Origin of the sequence: Methylobacterium aquaticum (assembly GCF_001043915.1) — a bacterium.
Classification (GTDB): Bacteria; Pseudomonadota; Alphaproteobacteria; order Rhizobiales; family Beijerinckiaceae; genus Methylobacterium; species Methylobacterium aquaticum.
The window spans coordinates 1-18918 of sequence record NZ_LABX01000214.1 but is presented as its reverse complement, the minus strand read 5'-3'; the positions used below and the strand labels follow the sequence as shown (position 1 = coordinate 18918).

At 65.8% G+C, this 18918-nt stretch carries 14 protein-coding genes, 3 pseudogenes and 1 other annotated feature; of the genes and pseudogenes, 10 read left to right on the top strand and 7 right to left on the bottom strand.

Going from position 1 to position 18918, the window contains the following annotated elements; translation table 11 throughout:
* On the bottom strand, positions 1–249 hold a 249-nt coding region (locus tag VP06_RS25300), incomplete at its 3' end, for a MarR family winged helix-turn-helix transcriptional regulator (protein WP_425350949.1).
* A 437-nt stretch (positions 250–686) separates the two neighbouring features.
* On the opposite strand from VP06_RS25300, the pseudogene VP06_RS35275 reads away from it, so the two are divergent.
* Positions 687–1525 (top strand): annotated as a pseudogene (locus VP06_RS35275) (IS3 family transposase); the annotation flags it as partial.
* Positions 920–1036, top strand: a sequence feature (AL1L pseudoknot). It overlaps the preceding pseudogene by 117 nt.
* Here VP06_RS35275 and VP06_RS25290 read toward each other — a convergent pair.
* From VP06_RS25290 to VP06_RS38805, 3 genes and pseudogenes are all read right to left on the bottom strand, one after another.
* The gene (locus VP06_RS25290) at positions 1460–2152 is read right to left on the bottom strand and encodes an ATP-binding cassette domain-containing protein (RefSeq protein WP_053082033.1); all 693 of its coding nucleotides are present in this window, start codon (positions 2150–2152) and stop codon (positions 1460–1462) included. The pseudogene VP06_RS35275 and the gene VP06_RS25290 overlap by 66 nt on opposite strands.
* Before the next feature lies 1 nt (position 2153).
* Entirely contained in the window at positions 2154–2894 is a 741-nt protein-coding gene (locus VP06_RS25285; protein WP_053082032.1) for a substrate-binding domain-containing protein, read from the bottom strand.
* Between the two features lie 141 nt (positions 2895–3035).
* Positions 3036–3775: pseudogene (locus tag VP06_RS38805) on the bottom strand (SDR family NAD(P)-dependent oxidoreductase).
* Positions 3776–4368: 593 nt separating this feature from the next.
* On the opposite strand from VP06_RS38805, the gene purU reads away from it, so the two are divergent.
* From purU to VP06_RS25255, 5 genes are all read left to right on the top strand, one after another.
* A complete protein-coding gene (gene purU / locus VP06_RS25275; RefSeq protein ID WP_048466572.1) occupies positions 4369–5244 on the top strand; it encodes a formyltetrahydrofolate deformylase in 876 nt (291 codons plus the stop codon).
* A gap of 119 nt (positions 5245–5363) precedes the next feature.
* Positions 5364–6641 carry a glycine cleavage T C-terminal barrel domain-containing protein gene (locus VP06_RS25270; protein WP_048466571.1) on the top strand — a complete coding sequence of 426 codons (1278 nt, stop codon included), beginning with the start codon at positions 5364–5366 and terminating at the stop codon, positions 6639–6641.
* A 20-nt stretch (positions 6642–6661) separates the two neighbouring features.
* Entirely contained in the window at positions 6662–7555 is an 894-nt protein-coding gene (gene folD, locus VP06_RS25265) for a bifunctional methylenetetrahydrofolate dehydrogenase/methenyltetrahydrofolate cyclohydrolase FolD (RefSeq protein ID WP_048466570.1), read from the top strand.
* 79 nt (positions 7556–7634) lie between these two features.
* Complete coding sequence (locus VP06_RS25260) at positions 7635–8588, top strand: LysR family transcriptional regulator (RefSeq protein ID WP_048466569.1); 954 nt, start codon at positions 7635–7637, stop codon at positions 8586–8588.
* Between the two features lie 108 nt (positions 8589–8696).
* Complete coding sequence (locus VP06_RS25255) at positions 8697–10013, top strand: MFS transporter (RefSeq protein WP_197093284.1); 1317 nt, start codon at positions 8697–8699, stop codon at positions 10011–10013.
* 509 nt (positions 10014–10522) lie between these two features.
* Here the strand turns inward: VP06_RS25255 and VP06_RS25250 are convergent.
* Positions 10523–11401, bottom strand: a complete 879-nt coding sequence (locus VP06_RS25250; protein WP_048466567.1) for a LysR substrate-binding domain-containing protein — start codon at positions 11399–11401, stop codon at positions 10523–10525.
* 120 nt (positions 11402–11521) lie between these two features.
* Here VP06_RS25250 and VP06_RS25245 point away from each other — a divergent pair, with 120 nt between their 5' ends.
* From VP06_RS25245 to VP06_RS25230, 4 genes are all read left to right on the top strand, one after another.
* A complete protein-coding gene (locus tag VP06_RS25245) occupies positions 11522–12712 on the top strand; it encodes a saccharopine dehydrogenase family protein (RefSeq protein WP_048466566.1) in 1191 nt (396 codons plus the stop codon).
* Positions 12713–12742: 30 nt separating this feature from the next.
* On the top strand, positions 12743–14803 hold the full coding sequence (locus VP06_RS25240; protein ID WP_048466565.1) for a hydantoinase/oxoprolinase family protein: 2061 nt from the start codon (positions 12743–12745) through the stop codon (positions 14801–14803).
* A gap of 2 nt (positions 14804–14805) precedes the next feature.
* Entirely contained in the window at positions 14806–16470 is a 1665-nt protein-coding gene (locus tag VP06_RS25235) for a hydantoinase B/oxoprolinase family protein (RefSeq protein WP_048466564.1), read from the top strand.
* 153 nt (positions 16471–16623) lie between these two features.
* Positions 16624–17829, top strand: coding sequence for an ABC transporter substrate-binding protein (locus VP06_RS25230; RefSeq protein ID WP_048466563.1), 1206 nt, complete (start codon positions 16624–16626; stop codon positions 17827–17829).
* A gap of 65 nt (positions 17830–17894) precedes the next feature.
* Here the strand turns inward: VP06_RS25230 and VP06_RS25225 are convergent.
* Both VP06_RS25225 and VP06_RS36640 read right to left on the bottom strand, forming a co-directional pair.
* Positions 17895–18101: pseudogene (locus tag VP06_RS25225) on the bottom strand (transposase); the annotation flags it as partial.
* 17 nt (positions 18102–18118) lie between these two features.
* On the bottom strand, positions 18119–18772 hold the full coding sequence (locus VP06_RS36640; RefSeq protein ID WP_342586851.1) for a transposase: 654 nt from the start codon (positions 18770–18772) through the stop codon (positions 18119–18121).
* Positions 18773–18918 lie beyond the last annotated feature (146 nt).

Sequence of the window (18918 nt, the reverse complement as noted above, 5' to 3'; positions counted from 1 at the left end):
GCGGGCTTCCAGCGCGTCGAGGAGCGGGCCAATATTGGCCCGCTTGATGCCGATCGCCGCGCCGACCTGGCTCGGCCGCAGGCCCGGGCTGCCCTCGATCACCGTGAGCACGCCGAGTTGGCTCTGGCGCACCTCGAGATCGGCGAACAGTTCGACGAAGCTGCGGGAGACCGCGACCTGCGCCCGCCGCAGGGTATAGCCGATCAGGCCTTCGAGGCGGGCCAGGCCCGGGGAATCATCGCTCGGCAACGCTGGACGGGCTCTCTCGTTCGACCGTGGCACCTGTCCCGCCACCTGCCCGCGATCGGGCCCGGGCGCAAGCCGGGAGGGCCGCGCCCGGGGCGTGCCGATCATACGACGTCCGATCGATCGCGTCGCAATGCGGAAGTCGGCTTCGCTCAAGCGCCGCGCAGGCTGGCGATAGGCATGCCGGAAGAAATCTCCCGCAATGCGTATCAGTTCGTCACCGGCTTCGCCGTCCCTCGCGGATGAAGCATGTGGCATGGTGGATATGCCGTCGGCGGAGAGATCGGTTCGTCTTTGGTGTGCCAGACCCCGCGTATCAGTTGGATCCGGGCTCCTCTTCAGCTGAACCGCTCCGGGTTTCCCGGAGGCTCCAACTTCTGAGAGGATGGAGCCATGACGAAGCGAACAACGCCGTTTTTCCCGAGGTGCGCGAGCGTGCCATGCGGATGGTCTGCGAGCACGAAGGCGAGCACGGCTCGCAATGGTCGGCGATCCAGTCGATTGCCGCGAAGATTGGCTGCTCGGGCGAGACGCTGAGGAACTGGCTGCGCCAGTCTGAGCGTGATCAAGGCGTGCGGCCCGGGCAGACGACGGACGAGCGGGAGCTGATCAAGGCGCTGGAGCGAGAGGTTCGCGAGCTGCGCCAGGCCAACGAGATCCTGCGCAAGGCGAGCGCGTATTTTGCCATGGCGGAAGTCGACTGCCGGTCGCGGCCATGATCAGCTTCATTGACGAGCATCGGGAGGTCTACGGGGTCGAACCGATCTGCAGGGTTCTGCCGATTGCCCCGTCGACCTACTACCTGCATGCCGCCCGGCGTACTGACCCCGGCAAGCAACCGGTTCGTGCTCGCAGCGACGCGGCGTTGATGATCGAGATCCAGCGCGTGTTCGAGGCCAACTTCTGCGTCTACGGTGTGCGGAAGGTCTGGCGGCAGCTGGCTCGGGAGGGGAGCGTGACCGCGCGATGCACGGTGGCGCGGTTGATGCGCCGATTGGGCTTGGCGGGGGTGGTGCGTGGCAGAACCGTGCGTACCACGATCCCCGACCCGGCCGCAGCCTGCCCCCTCGACCGGGTCAACCGTCACTTCAAGGCTCCACGGCCGAACGCCCTGTGGGTCAGCGACTTCACCTACGTGGCGACGTGGTCGGGCTTCGTTTACGTGGCCTTCGTCATCGATGTGTTCGCCCGGCGCATTGTCGGCTGGCGAGCCTCACGCAGCGCTCAGGCGAGCTTCGTGCTTCACCACGACGTCGTCGGTGTGGTTCATCACCTCGACCATGCGGTGCGAGATGAACAGGACGGTGCAGCCCGCGTCGCGCCGCTGCGTCACGTACCGCATCAGCTGCTCGGCCGAGCGCCCGTCCAGAGACGAGGTCGGCTCGTCGAGGATGACGAGGCGCACCGGCGCGTCGATGGTTGTGAAGGCACGTGCGATCTCGACCATCTGGCGCTTGGCGATCGGCAGGTCGCCGACCGTCTGGTCCGCGGCGATGCCGTGGTTCGGGAAGATCTCGTCGAGCTTGTCGAGGATGAGCCGGCTCGCGCGTCGCTTCCAGGACAGGCCCTTCAGCTCGCGGTGATAGATCCGCGTGTTCTCCGCCACCGACAGATTGGCGCAGAGTGAGAGCTCCTGGACGACGCAGCGGACGCCGAGCGCGTGGGCGCGGGCGACCCCGTAGCCGGTGCCCACCGCCTCGCCGGCGATCGAGAGCGTCCCGGCGTCCCGCGGCAGGGTCCCGGTGAGGACGTTCATCAGCGTCGACTTGCCGGCGCCGTTATGCCCCATCACCGCCACGACCCGGCCGGGCGCGATCCTGAGATCGATCCCGGTCAGGGCGCGCAGCGCCCCAAAGCTCTTGCCGACGCCCGCCAGCTCGACGAGGGGCTGAGAGTCGAACGGCATGTCAGCCTCCGCTCGGCGGGACCGGCGGCGGAACCGGGCGGCCGGCGGCGTTGGCGTCGATGAGGTCGACCGCGTATTGCTGCGAGTAGACCGGGGTCGCGACGCCACCCTGCGGCGTCGAGGCGAGCCACGCCTTGAGGTCCTTCCCCTCGATGGTGAGGAGGGGCATGATCATCTCGTTGGGCGCGTGCTTGCCGGCGAGCACCTGCTGGGCGACCCAGAACGCCACGGAGGCGATACCCGGCGCCGACGACACCGAGAACGTGTCGTAGCCTCCCGGCTGCGCGGTGAGGTCGTCCCAGAGCTTCAGCTCGTCCTGCCGGTTCCCCATCACGATGGTGGGGGCGGGCCGGCCGGCGGATTTGAATGCCTGGTAGACGCCCCAGCCGTCACCGCCCTGCGTCGCGACCGCGTCAATCTCCGGCAGCGTGGGCAGGACGCCGCCGACCTCTTTCTGGGCGATCGTCTGGGTCCAGTTGCCGCGAACCGAGCCGACCACCTTGATCCCCGGGAACTTCGCCAGCCCGGCGATGACCGCCTGGTGGATCTCCTCGTCGACCGCGTTCCCGGCCATGCCGCGAACTTCGAGCACGTTGCCCTTGCCGTTCAGCTTCTTGCCGATGAAGTCGGCCTGAAGCTGACCCAGCGTCTTGTAGTCGAAGGTGATCGTGTAGACGCACGGCTCCGTCGCGAGGGCGTCGAAGACCACAATCTTGGATGATTCCTCCTTCGACGCAGTCATATGATTACGATGTTTGTTGTATGTTTAAAATTGTCGTGCGAGGCGCACGTCATCGTCCGCTCTTGATGGCGGAAAATCAGTGTTTTTCATTTGAAGGTTGGTTCGATTGACGATCCGGGCCGGTCTATGCCGGTCGCAACGTCAACCGCCCATGTAGAAACCGCCGTTGACGTGGATCGCCTCGCCGTTGACGAAGCTCGCAGCGTCGCTGCACAGGAAGGCGATCACGCTGGCGACCTCGTCTGGGCGTCCGACCCGGCCTAGCGGCGTCTGCTCCCGCACCGTCGTGGCTCGCGAGGCGATCAGCCCCTTCGTCATGGAGGTCTCGATAATGCCGGGTGAAACGGCGTTCGCCCGCAGGTTCGGGCCGAGCTCGCGCGCCAGGCTGCGCGTGAACGCCAGGACGCCGCCTTTCGAGGCGCTGTAATGGGCATGGCCGAAGCTGCCGCCGCAATGGGCCGCGATCGACGTCAGGGTGACGATCGCGCCGCCATCGCGCATCACGTCCATTGCGCGCCGACAGAGATAGAAGACTCCATCGAGGTTGATGGAGATAGTCCTGCGCCACTGTTCGTCGGTCATCGTGCGGACGGCGTGATCGGTGTAGATCCCCGCCGAGGCAACGAGGAAGTCGATCGCGCCGAAGGGTCGGTCGTGGCCAATATGGCGGCGTCGGCTCTGTCCGGACTGCCGGCGTCGTAGGCAACCGACAGGCTGCGATCGATTTGTCCGATCTCGAGGCGCGCCGCCTCGGTGCGTTCGAGATCGACATCGGCAAGCACCACGTTTGCGCCCCCGGACAGGAACATCCGAGCCGTCTCTTTGCCGATGCCTCCGGCAGCACCCGTCAACAGGAGCGTGCTGCCCGAGAAGTCGTACATCGGATCCTCCCATTCATCTGTCGTTTTCTTGTTGAGACGTCGAACCGGTTCAGCGAAGCAATTGTCAAAATTCAATACAATTATAACAATATATTTACATGTCGACATCTATGTCAAAAACAACATCTAATGATATAAAGGCTAGCTCACGACCAATTCGGCTTCTCTGGATAGCCTGCTGGGGTATCGTTGCTCGGCCGCTGGAGATATGCGAGCCGGCAGAACGGCTGCGCGCGCATGGCAACACCGCTTCGTTTTGATCGAGGGTATGATGCGGGAAGCCCTCGGCACGCGCCGCATCGGCAGAGATCCGCACCTTCACGCCGTGGCGGGCGGTAGCCGTTACCCCGGGCATGGCTCGTCCGACGGGTTGCGAACAGAGGCTTCTCTGCATGGTCTCAAGGCCGGATTGAGCCTGACGCCTTCGCCCGCTTCGGCACAATACGTCGTGATATCCTGTTATCAGATAATGCCTATTTGAAAATAGCCACTAGCCAATATCGCATTCACCGATACAATAGACAGACCAAAATGCGCAAAACTAAATTAATGCATTGCAGTCTGCGAAGACGCAGATTGTGGGAGGACGAGCCGTGTCAGATGTATCCCGATCGGATCCACCTCAATACATTGTTGTAATTTCATGTCGGGACCGAGCCGGTGTTGTCGCTCAAGTTTCAGCCTGCCTATATGAGCAAGGTGCAAATATCGTTGAAGCAGAGCAATTTGAAGACACCAAGAACGGCCGTTTCTTCATGCGCATCGATTTTACGGCCGAGCATGATGCCGCTGCCACGCTAAGACACGCTTTCGCACCGGTCGCGGCGCGTTTTGATATGCGCTGGTTGCTTCGCACCAAGACAGAGCGCAAGAAAGTTGTAATTTGCGTTTCCAGATTCGATCATTGCCTCGGCGATCTGCTTTACCGGCACAGGCTCGGCGAGCTTGCCATGGATGTGGTCGGAATCATCTCCAACCACCCGCGCGAGGCCCTGAGCGTGAGCCTGATCGGGGAGATCCCGTTCCACCACCTGCCGATCAACAATGGCAACAAGCCGGAGCAGGAAGCCAGGATCAAGGCCATCGTGACCGAGGCCGGCGCCGACCTCGTGGTTCTCGCCCGCTACATGCAGATCCTGTCCAACGACCTATCCGCCTTCCTCTCGGGCCGGTGCATCAACATCCATCACAGCTTCCTGCCCGGCTTCAAGGGCGCCAAGCCCTATCACCAGGCCCATGCCCGGGGCGTGAAGTTGATCGGCGCGACGGCCCACTTCGTCACGGCCGACCTCGATGAGGGCCCGATCATCGAGCAGGACGTCGAGCGCGTCACCCACCGGGACACGCCCGACGATCTGGTGCGCAAGGGCCGGGACATCGAACGCCGCGTCCTTTCCAGGGCCGTGAACCTATTCTTGCAGGACCGCGTGATGCTCAACGGCGAACGCACCGTCGTCTTCGCCAACTGAGCCCCGCGCCGATCCATGATGCCGAGGTCGCACTGACCGGCCTCCCTGTGAGCCACCGGCGATGGGGTGAGAGCATCGGCAGCTGGATCCAGCAAATTCTGAAACCCGGAGGAAACACCATGCTGCCGCCCGACTTGCGCAAGATACCAGAAGGATACTTCACAAGCCGCTGGGGGATGCCCGAGTACACCGATTGGATCGACGAGAGCATGTCCTGGAAAGAAACATGCTCGATCGGCGACTGGTCGTTCCTGTGGGAACGCCGCTTCAAGGGGCCGGATGCCCTCAAGCTGTTCAGCGACACGTCGATCAACAGCTTCGCCAAGTTCGACGTACTCCAGTCGAAACACGTCACGCACACCAACCAGGACGGCAAGGTCATCGCAGAAGGCATCCTGACGCGCCTGTCCGATGACGAGTACATGCTGTTTGGTCGTGGGACGTTCTGGGTCGATCACGTTCGCCGGAACGGCAACTACGACGTCGCCTCGGAAGCTGACGACTGGTTCAATTTCCAGGTGGCCGGGCCTACCGCATTGGCGCTGCTCGAGAAGGCGTCCGGCGCCAATCTGCGCGACATCAAGTTCATGCGCTCTGGCGAGATCGAGATCGCTGGCTGCCGAATGCTGGCTTTGCGCCAGGGCATGTCCGGCGAGATCGGCTTCGAGCTCCAGGGACCGATCGCCAAAGCGCCTCAGGTGTATAAGCATCTGATCTCGGTCGGCCAGGAGTTTGGTCTCAAGAAGCTCGGTGGCAGGGCGGCGTTCATCAATCACCTGGAAGCCTGCTTTCCGACGATCGTCACCGATTACCTGCCCGGCATCTTCGGGCCCGAGATGGCGGGCTACCTCGCCGAGTTCCGCGCCGCCATGCCGGCCTTCGCTTCGACGTTCAACGTGGCCGGCAGCTTCGAGGCCGACGACATCAGCGCCTGGTATCGCAGCCCGGTCGAGCTCGGCTGGGGCAAGAACATCAAATTCGATCACGACTTCATCGGGCGCAAGGCGCTCGAGGAGGAGGTCGCCCACCCGCGCCGCGTGATGCGGACGCTGATCTGGGACGGCGACGACGTCGCCGATGTCTATGCCTCCCTCTTCCGCAAGGATCAGAAACCGTATCACTTCATGGAGATGCCCCGCGACCAGCGCGGCTTCATGTATGCCGACAAGGTGCTTCTGGGCGACCGTGAAGTCGGCGTCGCAACCTCGCGCGGCTATAGTTACTATTTTAAGGAGATGCTCTCTCTGTGCGTGATCGACGTCGCTCATGCGGAGATCGGCACCGACGTTGAGGTGATCTGGGGCAATCCCGGCGACCGCCAGAAGGTGATCCGCGCCAAGGTGGCTCCCGCCCCCTACAAGCAGGACAACCGGCGCGCCGACCTGTCCAAAGTCTAGCTCCCACTCGTGGCTTGATCATGCCTGCCCAGATCATCGACGGGATGGCGCTTGCCGCCGCACTCCGCCAGGATGTCGCCGACGGCGTGGAGGCTTTCCTCGCCCAGGGTGGCTCCCGCCCCGGTCTCGCGGTCGTGCTGGTCGGCGACGATCCGGCCAGTCACGTCTACGTCGCCAGCAAGGTCCGCCAAACCGAAGCGGTGGGGATGCGTTCGATCCGGCACGATCTGCCGGCCGGCATCGACGAGGGCACGTTGCTCGCCCTCGTGAGGAAGCTGAACCGGGATCCCGCCATCCACGGGATCCTGGTCCAGTTTCCCCTGCCGGCCCAGATCGATTCGGCCAAGATCGTCGATGCGATCGCGCCCGAGAAGGACGTCGACGGCTTCAACCCGCTCAATGTCGGGCGCGTCGCGAGCGGTGCTGCGAACGGCCTCGTGCCCTGCACGCCGCTCGGCGTCATGCGCCTGATCCGCTCGGTCCGCGACGATCTCGCCGGTCTAGGGGCGCTGGTGGTAGGTGCGTCGAACGTGGTCGGGCGTCCGATGGCGCGGCTCCTGCTGCAGGCGGGCTGCACTGTCTCGATCGCGCATCATCTGACGACGGATCTCGCCCGGCGGACGCGCGAGGCCGACATCCTGGTGGTGGCGACCGGCGTGCCCGGCCTGATCCGCGGCGAGGCGATCAAGCCCGGCAGCATCGTCATCGATGTCGGGATCACCCGGGTCGCGCTCTCGTCCGGCAAGACCCGCCTCGTCGGCGACGTGGTCTTCGACGAAGCGGTGGAGGTTGCCGGCGCCATCACGCCGGTTCCCGGCGGGGTCGGCCCGATGACGATCGCCCAGCTGCTGGCGAACACCCTGACGGCGGCGCGGAGGCTCCGGACCCATGTGGGATCACGCTCTTGCGCCTGATGTCCCGGCGGCGGGCGCTCCCCCGTCCGTCCGCGTGGTAGCCTCCCGGGGCACCATCCCTGACATCAGGATCGGCTCGATGGATATCCGGCGGCTGGATCTCAACCTCCTGCTGATGCTGGACGTGCTCGAACGGGAGAGAAATCTCTCGGCCGCAGCCCGCCGGCTCGGCATGAGCCAGCCGGTGGCCAGTGCCAATCTCGCCAAGCTGCGCGCCTTCTTCGGTGATCAGCTGTTTCTCAGGACGGGACGCGGCATGCGGCCGACGCCGTTCCTGGAGGAGATCATCGGTCCGGTCAGGGCCGTTATGGAAGCCATCGATCGGGACATCCTGCGCAAGCCGACCTTCGACGCCGCCCGCAGCGAGCGCGTGTTCACGGTCACGACGTCCGACATCGGCGTTCTCGTCTTCGTTCCGCCGCTCCTGCGCTGCCTGCGGGCGCAGGCCCCGAAGGCCAGTCTGCGCTGCGTGACCATGCATCACCGCGAGCTCGGCGACGCCCTGGATCGGGGCGACGTCGACGTCGCCATCGGTTACTTTCCCGACCTGTCGTCGCCGAGCATCGCCGAGGACGATCTCGTCGAGCATCCGTTCACCTGCATCGTGCGTCAGGATCATCCGACGATCGGCTCGACCCTGAGCCTGGAGCAGTTCCTCGCGGCCGATCACCTGGTGGTCAACGAACAGGGTCGCAGCCAGGAGATCGTCGAGCGCCGGATGCGCGAGTTGCGGCTCGAACGGCGTGTGCTGCTGCAGATGAACCACTTCATGAGCGTGCCGCAGCTGATCGCCAACAGCGACATGGTGGCGATCGTGCCGGCCTCGCTCGGGGCCTGGTACGCCGGAGCTGGCCTGAAGATGGTCCCGCCTCCGTTCGCGGTTCCCGATATCCGGCTCAAGCAGTTCTGGCACAGACGGCGCGAGAACGACCCGGCCATTCGCTGGTTGCGAGGCATCATCAACCAGCAGTTGCGCGGCCGGGATCCCCTGCTCGCGATGACGCCCAACTATGCCGGACTGATCGACGACTGATCGCAGGCCCTCGTCGGGCATATCTGCGGCCTAAAAATTCACCTGGGAGGAAAGACCATGAATGCTGCACCTGTCACGTCGGGCACCGGCCCGGCGGTCGATCTCGGCTTGCTCGTCGACGACGGGGCGTGGACCCGTTCGCGCAAGCAGGTCCTGCTGCTCTGCGCGCTCGCCATCATTCTCGACGGGCTGGACAACCAGATCCTCGGCTTCGCCATCCCGTCGATGATGGCGGAATGGGGCGTGACCCGCAGCGATTTCGCCCCGGCGCTCGCGCTCGGCTACGTCGGCATGACGGTCGGCACGCCGCTGGGCGGATTTCTCGGCGACCGGATCGGCCGCAAGGTCGCGCTGGTCGGGTCGGTCATCCTCTTTGGACTCGCGACGGCGGCGATCGCGCTGGCGCACGGTCCTTCCGACATCAGCCTGTACCGCTTCATTGCCGGCCTCGGCCTCGGCGGAGCCTTGCCGGCCGCAACCACGCTGATCGCCGAGTTCACGCCGAAGCACCGGCGCAGCCTGTCGGTCATGCTCGGTATCGTCTGCATCCCGATCGGCGGCATGATCGGAGGCCTTCTCGCGGCGCAGTTGCTGCCTGCTTACGGCTGGCGCAGCCTGTTCGTGGTCAGCGGGCTGGCGCCGATGCTGGTCGCCGTGATCCTGGCCTTCGCCCTGCCCGAGTCTCCGCAATACCTCCTGCGCCGGGGTGCCGACAGGCGGCGGCTGGAGACATCGGTGCGCGCTCTCGGCGTCGCCGTACCGGCGGGAAGCCATTTCGTCGACCAGCGTGGCGCGACCGTCGCCCGTGCTTCCTTCGGCGCCTTGTTCGAGAGCGATTACCGGCGCAGCACTCTCGCGCTGTGGGTGGCGTTCTTCTTCTGCCTTCTGCCAGTCTACGTCCTCTATGCCTGGGCCCCGACGCTGCTGACGAGCAAGGGGATCGACGTCAAGCTGGCGAGCCTCGGCCTGTCGCTCTTCAACTTCGGTGGTGTCGCGGGCTGCATCGCTGCGGCGTGGGCGATCGGGCGATACGGCTCCCGGATCGGGATCCTGACCATGGCGGGCGCCGCGTCGCTCGGGGCCGCGATCCTCTCCGTGATCCCGCTCTCCGCCTCCAGCCAATCCCTGCTGATGCCGCTTCTCTTCGTCGAAGGGTTCTTTCTCCTCGGGGCGCAGGGCTCGTTGTATGCCTTGGCCACGCACGTCTATCCGACGTCGATCCGCTCGACCGGAGTCGGGGCCGCAGCCGGCTTCGGGCGGGCCGGCGCAATCGTCAGCGCTTATATCGGCTCGGCGGCCCTGGGTTACGGGTCGGAAGCCTTCTTCGGCGTGATCGTGACGTGTCTGGTTCTGACCTTTATCGCTGTCAGCGTCGTCAACCTGCATGCGGCCTCCCTGCGCCGGCAGAGCTACGGCCATGCCTGAGGGCTTATCGACCGAGAGTTGAACGAGGGCCGCCTCCGGGCGGCCCTTCTTGCTGTCGGCGGCGTATCACCTGGGACGAACGACCGTGCTTACGGCAACCGGATCATATTGGCGCCGCAGAGCCTGCTATATCTGCAGCCTGCAGCTTCTCGCGTTCAATTCACGCGAGGCGATACGCGCTCAGCAACCGGACCACCGTGGTTGATATTTCTTAGGCAGGCTGCATGATGAGAAAATATGCGCTCCTCACGAGCGACGAGCGCCTGCTATCGCTAGATATGGGGCGACTTCATACTTGTTAAGATATAAATATTTGAAATCACATGCATTATAGCATTCGTTCGGCTGGATCACGATCATCGTTCCAGCGTCAGGCGAGGATCGTCTAAGCTTGAGTTAATTTTACTAATATTTATTGCCAGACCGTAATTTATTATAGCTCAGAGTTTGATCTTCATTAATACCGTTTTTACTTGAATAAACAGTTTCCACTTCGTTAAAAAATTGCGTTAGCTCATTCGCGACGTTTCCACCTGCTCGACAACGATCGACGTGAAAAAGTCGACGGTTGGGTGCCTCGAGCCCTGAGGCTGAATGATGAAGTACGGGTTCGGTGCCGGCACCTCGATGTCGAGCAGGCGAACGAAAGTCCCGCGGCGCAGATCGTCGGCGCACAGGATCGACGTGCCGACCGCGACGCCGAGACCCTCGCGCGCGGCCTGGATCGACAGGTGCGCGTCGGGGAACACCACCTCCTGCCGGAAGCGGATCGGCCGCCCCGACGATGACCCGAGAAGGCGCTGCCAATCCTCGTAGTCCCGAGCATGCAGGCCGACGAGGCCTTCGAGGTCCCCCACCCCGGTGATGTCGCTCTCGTAGGCCAGCGCCGGACTGCAGACCGGGAAGTAGGTCTCATCCTTGAGGATCGCGATCCGGGTGCCCGACACCGGGCGCTCGCCATACGCGATGACGACGTCCATCGTCTCGTCGGCCCGCTCGGCCGGAAACACCCGGACGCTCATCTGCGGGTAGCTCTGGGTAAAGACGTCGATCGCCCGCATCAGCCGCAAAGCCGCGAAGGCCGGCGCGCAGGACACGCGCAGCTCGCCCTGGACGTCGCTCACGGCGAGGCCGCGGCATGCGGCGCTCAACTCCGCGAAGGCACGGCCCACCGTCTCGAACAGGCGCGCGCCCGCCGCCGTCAGCTGGAGGTTGCGCTTGCTGCGGACGAAGAGTTCCTGGCCGACCTCCAGCTCAAGCTGGCGCAGCTGGTGCCGGATCGCCCCGGGCGTGACGTTCAGGGCCGACGCGGCCGCGCCGACGCCGCCGCCTTTCACCAGCGCATGGAATGAGCGCAGCGCGGTGAGATTCCCACCAAGATGCTTCACGGATAGGCACCGATTTCGTCAATCGAATTGACGAAATTTGGCAATTTTCTTTTCTTGCGTCAATTGCATTGTTGTTCAAATCTATCGCCATCGGTCTTCAAGAGTGCACCAGGTGGCGCGATGCGAATCCTAGTCCTTGGCGGCGCGGGCGGAATGGCGAGCGGCACGATCCGCGATCTCGTCGCCCCGTATTCGCGGAACGTGACCTCCATCGTCGTGGCGGATACCTCGCTCGAACGGGCGGAGGGCCTAGTCAACACGTTCGATGACCCGCGGCTGCGTGCGCTCGTCCTGGATGTTGCGGATCCGCGGGCGCTCCGGACGGCCCTGGCGGACCAGGATCTGTGCATCAACGCCGTGCCGACCTTCGCCGGCCACCAGCTCGCGATCTTCGATGCCTGCTTCGAGGCGCGCGTCCCTTACGTCGATTACGGCGGCATGGGCGTGTTCACGGTCCAGCAGAAGGCGCACCACGAGCGCTGGCGCGCGGCGGGCCTGACGGCGGTCCTCGGCCTCGGCGCCGATCCGGGCATCTCGAACGTGATCTGCAAGGCCGTGGCCGAGCGGCTGGAGCGGATCGACAGCATCAAGCTGTACTGGGCCGCCAGGAAGGCAGGACCCGAAAGCCCGGTGCTCGAGCCGCCCTACGCCGTCTCGACGATCCTCGCCGAGTACGCCAACCCGTCCCAGCAATTCATCGACGGCGCCCTTCGCGAAATGGCTCCCCAGTCGGGCCGGGAGGTGCTGCACCTGCCCGAGCCGTTCGGCCCGACCGAGTTCATGTACACCCAGCATTCCGAGCCGCTGACGGTGCCGTTCGCCGACGGGATCCGCGACAAGGGCATCCGGGAATTCACCTGGAAGCTCCACCTGCCCGACCGCGAGCACGAGGCCTGGACCGGGCTGGTGAAGGCGGGCTTCGGGGATTTCGACGACCCGATCGAGGTCGACGGCGCGCTCGTGAAGCCCGGCCGCTTCCTGGAGACGCTCCTGGCCCGCAACATCGCGCGCAACCGGCACGCGATCCCCGAAACGACGTCGCAGGAGCTGCACCTCGCGATCGGGCGCGGCATGGTCGAGGGCAAGCCCGTCACGGTGAACTGCGCCGTCATCGGCCGCTCTGACCCGTTCTACGACGGCTACCTTGATGCCGGAACCTCCATGGGGCTGTCCGTCGGCGTGCAGCTGATGGGGGATGCGCCGATGCGGCCGGGGGTGTGGGGGCCGGAGGAATACTTCGCCGTCCAGCCATTCCTCGACGAGCTGAAGCGCCGCCGCTTCACCGTCGAAAACGACATCCCGCTCGGCTGAGGCCGGACGCCCCCAATCAGGAAACGCCACATGCCGCAGACATCACACAGGACCGGGACCAAGGTCGCGATCGAGGTGGGAGGCACCTTCACGGATCTGATCTGGATCGCCGGAGGCGAGGTGAAGACCCACAAGGTGCCGTCGACGCCGCACGACGCGTCGATCGGCGTAATCGGCGGGCTGAGCGAGGCGCTGGACGGCGACCTGTCGGACCTTCGCCAGCTCTTCCACGGATCGACCGTGGCGACCAACGCGGTGATCGAGCGCAAGGGCGGCCGCACGGCCTTCGTGGCGACCGCGGGGTTTCGCGACATCCTCGCGTTGCAGCGCCAGCTTCGCCCGAACGTCTACGCCATCGCCTGCCGCAAGCCCGAGCCGCTCGTTCCCCTGAACCTGTGCGTCGAGGCGGTGGAGCGAGTCGACGTGCGGGGCGAGATCGTCACGCCGCTCGACGAGGCGGCGCTCGTCGCGACAATGGCCGAACTCGTGGAGCGGGAGAAGCCCGACGCCGTGGCGATCTGCCTGCTCCACGCCTATCGCCAGCCCGCCCACGAGCAGCGGGTGCGGGAGGTCATCGCCGCGCGCCACCCCGGGCTCCCGGTCGTGATCTCCTCCGACGTCCTGCCGACGTTCCGGGAATACGAGCGAGCCTCGACCACCGCCATGGCCGCCTACCTGGTGCCCCTGGTCGGCCGCTACCTGGCGCGGCTCGAGCGCCACCTCGCGGCGGAGGCCCCGGACGCCAACCTGTTCGTGATGCAATCCTCAGGCGGCGTGCTGCCGAGCAGCGGCCTCGACCGCGGCGGCGTCGAGATGCTGAATTCCGGCCCGGCCGCGGGGGTCATCGGCGCGACCCAGATGGCGGCGGCGATCGGCGACGCGGACGTCATCACGCTCGATATCGGGGGGACGAGCGCCGACATCTGCCTGATCGCCAAGGGCCGTCCCGACGTCACGGCGGAGACGCAGGTCGCGGGGCTCCCGGTCGGCCTTCCGAGCATCGATATTGCCAATATCGGCGCGGGCGGCGGCAGCCTCGCCTGGGTCGACGCCGGCGGCATGCTCCATGTCGGGCCGCGCTCGGCGGGCGCGCGGCCGGGGCCGGCCTGCTACGGCCATGGCGGCACCGTGCCGGCGATGACCGACGCGCTCGTCCAGCTCGGCTGGATCAGGCCACACCGCTTCCTCGGCGGACGCATGCCACTCCTCCCGGAGCGGGCGCGCGATGCGCTCAGCGATCTCGCCGAATCCCTCGACCAGGGCCCGGGCGACCTCGCCCGCGCGATGATCGAGATCGGCGCGGCCAACGTCAGCCAAGGCGTCCGACTCGTCTCGGTACAGCGCGGCCACGATCCCAAGGACTACGCGCTCTACTGCTACGGCGGGATGGGCCCGATGATCGGCGCCCTGACGGCGCGGGAACTCAAGATCCGCCGCGTGGTGATCCCGCCCTATCCGGGCCTGTTCTCCGCGCTCGGCCTGCTCGTCGCCGACCTCAAGCGGATCTACCGCGAGACGCGGTTCCTGCGGGTCGGCGACCGGGTGGCCGAGGAGGTCGCCGACGCGTTCGCCGGCCTGCGCGCCCAGGCTGAGGCCGAGTTCGCGGGCTTCGGCCGCGCGCCCGGAGAGATCGACTTCCGGCACGAGTTCGAGATGCGGTTCGTCGGGCAGGGCTACGAGCTGATCGCGCCGGTCGATCTCGAGGAGCTGCGCACGCTCGGACGGTCCTACGTCGAGGCGCAGTTCAAGGCGGCGCACGAGGCCCGCTACGGCGCGCTCTCCACGATGGACGCGGTCGAGATCGTGACACTGCGCCTCACCGCCTCGGTTCCCGCCGCGGCGAACGCGATGGACGCCCTCACCACGCCGCGCCGGCCCGACACGGACGCCGCCCCGATCGAGGAGAGCGCGATCCTGTTCGAGGGCGCCCGCGTGCCGTGCCGCTTCGCCTGGCGGGCCGACCTTCCCCCCGGCACCCGCATCGAGGGCGCCGCCATCGTGGAGGAGCCGACCGCCACGACCCTGGTGCCGCCCGGCTGGACCGCGACCGTCGATCCGACCGGCGCCCTCATCCTGACGACGGAGGCCTGATCGTGTCCGGACAGCTCAGCCAAGCCACGTTCAACATCATCAGCAACGGTCTGCACGGCATCGCCCAGGAGATGGGCGAGAAGCTCGTGCGCTCGGCCTACTCGACGATCATCCGCGAGGCGCGCGACTGCTCGACCTCGTTCCTCGACCGGCAGGGCCGGATCATCGCGCAGGCCCAGTTCTGCCCGATCCACATGAACTCGTTCGGGAAGGTCTTCGAGGCGTTCGCCCGGCGCTTTGATTTGTCGACCATCCGCCCAAACGAGGGCCTGATCACCAACGACCCCTATAGCGGGGCGCAGCACCTCAACGACATCGTGCTGTTCACCCCCGTCTTCTTCCGGGATAAGCTCGTCGCCTTCAGCGCCTCGCTCGGCCACCACATCGACGTCGGCGGCGGCGCCGCCGGCCCGAACGCCTCGGCCACCGACGTGTTCTCGGAGGGGCTGCGCATCCCGCTGTCGCGCTTCGACGTCGAGCGCGACCTCGGCGACGGCCTCCTGGAGCAGTTCATCCGCATCAACGTGCGCCCGCCCGACCAGGTGATGGGCGACATCTACGCCCAGATGGCGGCGAACCGCACCGGCGAGGCGCGCTTCATCGAGATGCTGGAGCGGTTCGGCGAGGAGACCGTGCTCGCCGGCGCGGCGGAGCTCCAGGACTATTCCGAGCGCCTGGCGCGGGAGGCGATCCGCGCCATTCCCGATGGCGTCTACCGGGCCGACGACTTCGTGGACGACAACGGCTTCACCGACGAGCCGCTGCGCGTCTGCGTCACCGTCACGGTCGAGGGCGACGGCATCGCGTTCGATTTCGCAGGGTCCGCGCCCCAGACGCAGGGAATGATCAACTCGCCCGTCGCCTCGACGATCTCCGCCGCCTACGGGGCGATGGGCATCCTGCTCGGCGGCGGCACAATCCCGGTCAACGACGGGCTCTACCGGCCGATCCGCCGCGTCGACGTGCCCTACGGCAGCTTTCTCAACCCGAGCCAGCCGGTCGCCGTCAGGGCCCGCAACAACGCCTGCCACCGGGTCTACAACGTCATCATGAAAGCGATGTCGCAGGTGGTCCCGACCCAGGTCCTCGCCTCCGGGCACGACACCACCAACGCGATCGGCATGGGGCATATGTCGGAAGAACGCTACCGGGTCTACATGGAGGTGGTCGGCGGAGGCTGGGGCGCGTCGGCCGGCGCCGACGGCGCGGACGTGGTCGACGGCTATGTCGGCAACTGCTCGAACGTCCCTGTCGAAGCGCTCGAGGCCGATTACCCGTTCATGCGGGTCGAGGAATACGCGCTCCGGCGGGGCTCGGCAGGGGCCGGCGAGCGGCGGGGCGGTCTCGGCGCGCGGCGCGTCTACCGGATCCTCGACGAGGGCGTGACCTTCAACTCCTATTCCGACCGGTTCAAGGTCGCGCCGTGGGGCCTGTTCGGCGGCGAGCCGGGACAGCATTCCCGCTTTCTCGTCGAGCGCGACGGGCAGATGATCGCGCTGCCCTCGAAGAGCAACACGACCCTGCGCAAGGGCGACCGGCTTGTCATCGAGACCGCCGGCGGCGGCGGCTACGGCGCGCCCGGCGGACGAGACAGGTCGCTCGTGGCGAAGGAGATCGCCGAAGGCCTGCTGACGCGGGAAGAGGCCGGCCGGATCTACGGCGTCTAGGGCGTTCCCCGACGGAGCGGACACCGGTTCGTCACAGAAAACTCAGCAAAAACAACAATCTATAACGGCGCCCGACCGCACCATGATCGGACGCCGCCCTGGAGGATAGTCCGCCGAGAGATGCGCGTCGCATCAAGCACAGGAGATCGCATCATGCGCCGACATCGGTATCTGGCTGCCGCGCTCGCCGCGCTCGTCATGGTCGAGGCCGGTCCTGCCTCCGCGAGGATCGAGAAGCCGCTGGTCAAGATCGGCATCCTCAACGACATGAGCGGACCCTACGCCGATCTCGGCGGGCCGGGCTCGGTCGCCGCCGCCCGGCTCGCGGTCGAGGACGAGGGCGGGGCGGTCAACGGCGTCCCGGTCGAGATCCTGTCAGCGGATCACCAGAACAAGGCGGATGTCGGCTCGGCCATCGCTCGGCGATGGATCGACCAGGACGGCGTCGACGTCATCGCGGACGTCCCGGTCTCGTCCGTCGCCCTGGCCGTCCAGGAGATCGGCCGCCAGGCCAAGCGGCTGACGCTAATGCAGGGGACGAGTTCGGACCTGACCGGCAAGGCCTGCTCGCCCTACAGCACGGCCTGGCAGGACGACACCTACGCTTACTCGAAGGCGACCTCGCAGGCGGTCGTCGCGGCGGGCGGGAAGAGCTGGTTCTTCATCTCGGCCGACTATGCCTTCGGCCACGCCCTGGAACGTGACGCCGGCAAGTTCATCGCCGATGCCGGCGGCAAGGTGGTCGGCGCCGTCCGGCATCCGCTGAACGTCGGTGACATGAGCTCCTTCCTGCTGCAGGCGCAGGGCTCGAAGGCCGATGTCGTCGCCTTCGCCAATGGCGGGGCGGACCTGATGACCTCGATCAAGCAGGCGAACGAGTTCGGCCTCGTCGGCGACGGGCAGAAGATCGTCGCCTTCCTGCTCTACCTCACGGACGTCCACACGCTCGGACTCGCGGTCACGAAGGGGCTCCTCCTGTCCGAGGGCTTCTACTGGAACCAGGACGATGTCTCGCGGGCGTGGTCGAAGCGCTACTTCGAGCGCACGAAGCGGATGCCGACGAAGCAGCAGGCGTCGGTCTACGCCTCCGTCCGGCACTACCTGAAGGCGCTCAGGCTGGCCGACACGCTCGACGCCGATACTGTCGCCGCCCGGATGCGCGAGATCCCCGTTGACTATTTCGGCCACAAGGGAAGCGTTCGGATCGACGGGCGGGTGGTTTACCCCCTGACGCTCTACGAGGTGAAGGCTCCGGCCGAGAGCAGGCAAGCCTGGGACTACTTCAAGCCGATCCGCGAGATCGACGCCAAAGACGCGTTCCGGCCGATGGCGGAAGGGGGGTGCAGCCTCGTGAGGTAGTCCGGGCCGGGCGTCGTGCCGGGCCTCGCTTGAGCCGTCCCCCACGCCTAAGAGTCTGTCCGGGATCATATTGAATTCTGACAGCGCTTTCGCAACATGATGCGGATAGGGGCAAGGCGCAGGAAAGCCAGCGCCTTGCGGGTGCGGCACTCCCAATCCTTGGCCAGTCGCCGACAGCGATTGAGCCAGCCAATCGTTCGCTCCACGATCCAGCGCTTGGGCAGGACCTCGAACCCGACGGCCTGATCCGAGCGCTTGACGATCTCCACCGTCACAGACCGGCACACCCTCACCATCCATCAGTTTTGCTGTGCACAAGGGTTGTTTTGTCCACAAGGGAGGAATGGGTGTGGCGGTCACGATGAGCCTGACGATGCAGCGCAAGCCTCTGGTGAAGAGGGAGGTTCGAGAGCGTTCGAGTTGTCGTGGTCGTTGATCGCAGAGTTTTTTCGGCAGGACTTGGATTGACGGTGGCATCCCACTGGCCTGTCGACACAGCAACGTAGAGAGCCAGGGCCATGGCGAGGACCAGCCGTGAGAGCCGATCTGGATACGAGATCTGACTGTCTTCGAGACCGAACCCCCACGACTTGAAATCGGAAAACATCGGCTCGATTGCCCGGCGCGCAGGGTAGTCCATCGTCGTCAGATAGCCAGGCTTGGCCGGCATGGCGATGATCCACGGTTCGGGGTGTCCAGGGTCTTGGACGATCCCGAGATGAGTGGGAACATCGTGAGCCGTCAGATGGAAAGCCGAGAGCGCGAAGACCTTGTCCTTGGCCAATTGGCCGGTCGTCATCTTCGACCGTCCGCGCGACTTGACGCTCAAGTTTCCCTTGAGGCGGATGCGGTCGTCCCAACCGTGGGCCTGGCACAAGGCAATCAGGTTGGCCGTGCCGTAGAACCGATCCGCCATCAGGCAGACCTTGGCCTCGGGCGGCAGCCAGGCGAGGGCTCGCGGCGAGCAAGTCCTTCTGGACCTCGAAGCCGATGGCCCCTTGCGTGGCGACGACGCGCCAAGCCACCGGCAATGCCCGCCGGCCGATGCGCAGTGCCAGCATCAGCATCTGGTGGCGCTGGTTGATCTTG

Bases quoted from the DNA above. Each gene is read 5' to 3' on its own strand.
- VP06_RS25290 (WP_053082033.1), bottom strand. From the start codon at position 2,152: ATGCCGTTCGACTCTCAGCCCCTCGTCGAGCTGGCGGGCGTCGGCAAG.
- VP06_RS25285 (WP_053082032.1), bottom strand. From the start codon at position 2,894: ATGACTGCGTCGAAGGAGGAATCATCCAAGATTGTGGTCTTCGACGCC.
- VP06_RS25270 (WP_048466571.1), top strand. From the start codon at position 5,364: ATGCTGCCGCCCGACTTGCGCAAGATACCAGAAGGATACTTCACAAGC.
- folD (WP_048466570.1), top strand. From the start codon at position 6,662: ATGCCTGCCCAGATCATCGACGGGATGGCGCTTGCCGCCGCACTCCGC.
- VP06_RS25260 (WP_048466569.1), top strand. From the start codon at position 7,635: ATGGATATCCGGCGGCTGGATCTCAACCTCCTGCTGATGCTGGACGTG.
- VP06_RS25245 (WP_048466566.1), top strand. From the start codon at position 11,522: ATGCGAATCCTAGTCCTTGGCGGCGCGGGCGGAATGGCGAGCGGCACG.
- VP06_RS25240 (WP_048466565.1), top strand. From the start codon at position 12,743: ATGCCGCAGACATCACACAGGACCGGGACCAAGGTCGCGATCGAGGTG.
- VP06_RS25230 (WP_048466563.1), top strand. From the start codon at position 16,624: ATGCGCCGACATCGGTATCTGGCTGCCGCGCTCGCCGCGCTCGTCATG.